Genomic DNA, 5,425 nt, shown 5'->3' on the forward strand with positions numbered 1-5,425 from the left:
GTAAGTAGCTAGGCATAAGTAAACTTAAAACCTAGAAGAGCATACCGCCCGCGTAGCGGGCGGTATGCTCTCTGGTTTTGGTTTTTAATTATGCCGAACTACTTAGCACAGACCTATTCTAAATGTTTTTATGTGGCGATCGCATCTAGCTCGAAGTTTACATCAACATCGCAATCAACCCGAATCAAGATTCTTACAACTCGCAACGATGGGTTGCGATCAGCGTCCGCGCAATCGGACAGTTGTATTTCGTGGTTTTTTGGAAAATTGCGATCGCCTGAAAGATTGTCTCAAAATTGTTACGGATGAGCGCAGTCAAAAAATTGCGCAAATGGATGCTAACCCTTGGGTAGAGATCAATTGGTATTTCACCAAAACGCGATCGCAGTTTCGGATTCTCGGCAAATCGATCTTGATTAACAGTGAATGCTCGGACTTACAATTCCAAAAAGCGCGATCGGATGCGTGGAAAGCGCTCTCAGATTCTGCCAGAATGCAGTTTGCTTGGGGACATCCACGGATGCCAAGGATTGATTTTGCCCATATCGCCCCTCCTGACCCCGAACAGCCACTTCCTTCCTTTTGTCTGCTATTAATCGAACCGATAGAAGTTGATCGCCTAGAATTACGCGGTAATCCTCAAAACCGTTGGCTCTACATTCTTGATGAGCAAGGGAATTGGGCTGAACAGGAAGTCAATCCATAAAGAAGAATGGCGGCGCGAAGCGCCGCTGTTCTTGAAGATAAATATAGCTGCCGTCAACTGTATCAGGGCATAAACCCCAAAATAGTGTTGCCGCGCGGAGCGCGGCAACACTACAAGACTGGCGACAGCTATAGATCAGGATGGGCTACCTTTTTCCATAACGAATAAAACGAATTAATCGCTTGGGAAAATTGAGCAATCCTCGCCAAAATCCAATAATCAGATTTTCAATTTTGAGAACGATCGCATCGACCCAGAAGATTACCGTCATAACGGGATTATAGACATAACCTAAAAGGCTAGCATTTGCCTCAATCCAAGCCTTGAGGGGGCGATCGCTTTCTTGGTCGGAGTTCGATTGCTGGAGATCTAAAAGTTCTTCTTCAAAGACTAAGTTGCCCACTAAACGATCTTGGGAAATCTGCGTGGTCGTCGTTTCTGAATTCTGTAACTCCCCCGATGAATGGATTGCCTGTCGATCTGGCGATTTACTAAAAGCGATCGATTCATATTCTAAAGGAAGCGGCCAAGGACCATTATCATCTCCAAACACTTCTTCCATTGTTAACCAAGCTTCTTCCCTAGGAGTTATATCTGAGGTTTCATCTAGAGTTGGTTTCTGCTTGCCAAAGAAATAGGCGATCGCTTGCTCGATCAGCTTTTGTAAGCGTTCGAGTTGATTGTCAGGTTTAAGAGCGGAGGCAGAATTGTGACTGGGTTGGTTCCCTTTTACCGAACTTCCCATAGTTTGCAATTTGTCAATAAATTCTGCCGATAGCAATTCCGATGGAGTTCTTTTTGTATCATCATTCGCATTGCTAAAAGCTGTGCTTCCATCGCCATCGAGCGATCGCTTGCCAATGAAATAATCGATCGCCGCCACGATCAGATCGCGCAAGCGATCGAGGTTGTTACTTTCCGCTAACGTTGTATTTGCTGTGAGATCGCCTGCATCGGTTGGGTTGGCTGCTGCCGATGAATTGGTTTGCAACGAATTTTTGGCTGCTGCTTTTCTAGCGGCGAACAGGCGATCGCTTCCTTGCGAGGGGTTAACGCTCCGCTGTTTTGATGTTGCTTCCCCCGACAATATCTGCTCGTCCGATGTCTCCGAACTATCGATTTCTGGACGCTCCCCATCCCCAATAATGTTTTCGTCTTGAATCTGTGATGGAGATTGGGATTGAGTTCCAAAGAAATAAGCGATCGCTGCCTCAATCAACCGCCGCAACTGCTCCAGTCGGTTTCTTCCCAATGCCACGTTTTCAGTCAATCCGCTACTGGTTTTTAAGTTGTTCGGGTCGGTCTGTCCCTGCTCGACCTGTTGCCAGATTTCCGCAAAAATCCGATTGGCAAGCAATTTTGACTCTAATTCAGGACGATCTGCTAGCCCATCAGGCTCCCGCTTGACCAGCGTCGCAATGTTGCGATCTATGCGTATTGTAGTGCGATCGATCCAGTTAAAAAACTTCACCAAGGGTCGCCAAAGTAATGGTATCTCGGACTTTAGCGCTTCGTCAGGGGCATTGGTTTGTAAATCAACGGACAAATCAGCGGGCAAATCATCGGCTAACTCATCGGTTTGGCGAATGGCATTATCTAAATCTTCCTTAATCGGCAAGGGTTCCGCTAAAAGTCCCGTAGCATGGGGTTGCGATCGCAAATTTTCCCTAGCTTCGACTTGGCTGCGATCAAGTAATGGGAAAGTTTTCTTGGCTGCCGAGGCGACTAAATACACTGGATATAGGGCGGCTTTGGCAACTTGATAAGCCAACAATCGCGGCAATTCCTGTAAAGGCAATCCCGTCATCTGTTTGAGTTTTCGATCGAGCGATCGCCTAACGCCTCGTCCTGCCTGAACTGGCCACGAGCGATCGATCCAATTAAAAAGTCGGCTTTGAAATCTAGGCATAACTACTATCATAAAAAAGAAAGGTGCGATCAGATCTTTCTTTTTGAAACGATACTGGTTGTTAAAGAAGTGATAAATAGCTACAAGGCTTATCCAGTGAGGATTTATGGTGATTGAGTAGCAAGGTCGTGAAAAGATTGCCCAGAAATACTTTGAGAGACTTATCCCTTTTTAACAGTCCAGTGCCAACTTGACAAAATACAAAAATTATTTGGCTCTACGCTATCCTTATAGACTATGGCAAAAACTTATATTTTTTCCTTATGACAGATACAGAGGTATTGGCAATAATCGCACAAGCAGAAATCGAGGGGTGGACGGAACTCGATCTGTCAGAGAAAGGACTTGAAAGGATTCCACCAGAGATAGCTAACTTAACAAAGTTGTCATATCTTAACCTCTATAGAAACAAAATCACGGCGATCCCAGATGCGATCGCCAACTTGTCAAATCTAACTAGACTTGACCTCTCTGGCAACCAGATCGCGACGATACCAGACGCGATCGCTAACTTATCAAGCCTCACAGAGCTTTCCCTCGGTGGTAATCAAATCACGGCGATACCAGACGCGATTGGCAACTTAACCAACCTGACTAAGCTTTTCCTATTGTTCAATCAAATAACGACGATATCGGACGCGATTGGTGACTTAGTCAATCTGAGAGAGCTTCTCCTCTGGCGCAACCAAATAACGACGATATCATCTGGTATCACTCGCTTAACAAACCTGACTTATCTTGACCTCGCTCAAAACAAAATCACAGCGATCCCAGAAACGATCGCCAACTTAGCAAACTTGAGAGAACTCAATCTCTATAGAAATCAAATCACGGCGATACCAGAAGCATTTAGCAACTTAGCAAATCTGAAAGAGATTTACCTCTCTTGTAACCAAATCACGGCGATCTCATCGGGTATCACCAACTTAGCGAAGCTGACTAAGCTTGACCTTAGGGGTAATCAAATCACGGAGATACCAGACGCGATCGCCAACTTATCCAGTCTGACTAAGCTCTACCTTAGGGGAAACCAAATCACAGCGATACCAGATGCGATCGCCAACTTAGCAAATCTGTCGGATCTCGATCTGTGGAATAACCAAATCGCGAAGATACCAGACGCGATTGCCAATTTATCCAGCCTGAGAGAGCTTAATCTCAGGGGAAACCAAATCACAGCGATACCAGACGCGATTACCCATTTAGCCAATCTAACAACACTTAATCTGTGGAATAATCAAATCACGGAGATCCCAGATGCGATCGCCAATTTTGCTAATCTGAAAGAGCTTGACCTATCTTTCAACCAGATCGCAGCGATACCAGATGCGGTCTTCAACCTCGTAAATCTGACTACGCTTTCCTTCTCAAGCAACCAGATCGCAGCGATACCAGAAGCGATCGCTAACCTCGTAAATCTGACTACGCTTTCCCTCTCAAGCAATCAAATCACGACGATACCAGAAGCGGTCGTTAACCTAGTAAATCTGAAAGAGCTAAATCTCAGAGGGAACAAAATCACGACGATACCAGACTCGATTGCCAACTTAGAGAATCTGACTAAACTTGACCTCAGGGGAAACCAAATCACGTCTATATCAGAAGCGATCGCTCACTTAGTCAATCTAACTAAGCTTAATCTTAGGGGAAACCAGATCGCGACAATACCAGACGAGATCGCCAACTTAACCAATCTGACTAAGCTCGATCTCAGAGGAAACCAGATCGCGATAATACCAGAAGCGATCGGCAACTTAGCGGATTTGACAGAGCTATACCTATCTGGCAACCAGATCGCGACGATACCAGATGCGATTTTCAACTTAGTAAATCTGAATACGCTATACCTATCTGGCAACCAGATTGCGACAATACCAGAAGCGATCGTCAATTTAGCCAAGCTCAGTTACCTTTCCCTCTCAAGCAATCAAATCAAGGCGATACCCGAAACGATCGCTAACTTAGAAAATCTGTTTAGGCTCGATCTCAGGAATAACCCTCTACCAATTCCTTCAGAGATTCTCAAGGATTTGTATAACTCTAAAGCGATTATTGATTTTTGGTTGGAGCGAAAAAGATAAGTAGCTAGGTATAAGTAAACTTAAAAACCAGAAGAGCATACCGCCCGCGTAGCGGGCGGTATGCTCTTCTGGTTTTTGGTTTTTAATTATGCCTAACTACTTAAAATACTAGACAGCATAGTTTTTGCTGGCTCAAAATCATTTGCAGAGGCAAGTTTCAACCATTTAACAGCTTCAGTTTCATTAACATCTAATCCTATTCCCTCTAAATATATTTTGCCTATCATATATTGTGAAGGAACCATTCCAAGCTCAGCAGCTTTCCTGTATAGGTTTACTGCTTTATTTGTATCTATTAAACCTTCTCTATAGAGATACATAAAAATATTTGCTAGATTGTTAAGAGCGATAATATGGTCTTGCGCGGCAGATTTTTCATACCAATATATTGCCTTGTTTATATCTATATCTTTTTCGAGTCCCAGCTCGTATATACACCCAATAATACTCTCTGCTTCAGCATTTCCTTCCTCTGCTAAAGGTAACAATATCTCAAAGGCTTGAGAATATTTCCCTGATTGAAACAATGCAATTCCGTTCTGAAGGTTAGACATTAAATTTCTCCATTGAAGAACAATCGTCATAAGTAAATATAGCTGTCGCCAAGTGTACTAGGACATAAAACCCAAGAATTAATTGGCGGCGCTTCGCGCCGCCAATTAATTCTTGGGTTTTGATTTGTCCTAATTCAAGTGACTGTAGCTATAAAGATGCATTCTAAAAATATTG

The 5,425-nt window shown here is 43.9% G+C and carries 4 protein-coding genes; 2 read left to right on the forward strand and 2 right to left on the reverse strand.

The window, feature by feature from the left end; genetic code table 11:
- The first annotated feature begins 130 nt into the window (after positions 1-130).
- Complete coding sequence (locus tag AC805_RS14400; protein WP_055076060.1) at positions 131-706, forward strand: Npun_F5749 family FMN-dependent PPOX-type flavoprotein; 576 nt, start codon at positions 131-133, stop codon at positions 704-706.
- A gap of 145 nt (positions 707-851) precedes the next feature.
- On the opposite strand, the gene AC805_RS14405 is transcribed toward AC805_RS14400, so the two are convergent.
- Positions 852-2,615 carry a hypothetical protein gene (locus AC805_RS14405; protein ID WP_055076061.1) on the reverse strand — a complete coding sequence of 588 codons (1,764 nt, stop codon included), beginning with the start codon at positions 2,613-2,615 and terminating at the stop codon, positions 852-854.
- A 263-nt stretch (positions 2,616-2,878) separates the two neighbouring features.
- On the opposite strand from AC805_RS14405, the gene AC805_RS14410 reads away from it, so the two are divergent.
- Entirely contained in the window at positions 2,879-4,696 is a 1,818-nt protein-coding gene (locus AC805_RS14410) for a leucine-rich repeat domain-containing protein (RefSeq protein ID WP_055076062.1), read from the forward strand.
- A gap of 92 nt (positions 4,697-4,788) precedes the next feature.
- On the opposite strand, the gene AC805_RS14415 is transcribed toward AC805_RS14410, so the two are convergent.
- Positions 4,789-5,250 carry a tetratricopeptide repeat protein gene (locus AC805_RS14415; protein WP_072143633.1) on the reverse strand — a complete coding sequence of 154 codons (462 nt, stop codon included), beginning with the start codon at positions 5,248-5,250 and terminating at the stop codon, positions 4,789-4,791.
- Between the last annotated feature and the right edge of the window lie 175 nt (positions 5,251-5,425).

It is taken from the genome of Pseudanabaena sp. 'Roaring Creek', assembly GCF_001402795.1.
Lineage (GTDB): Bacteria > Cyanobacteriota > Cyanobacteriia > Pseudanabaenales > Pseudanabaenaceae > Pseudanabaena.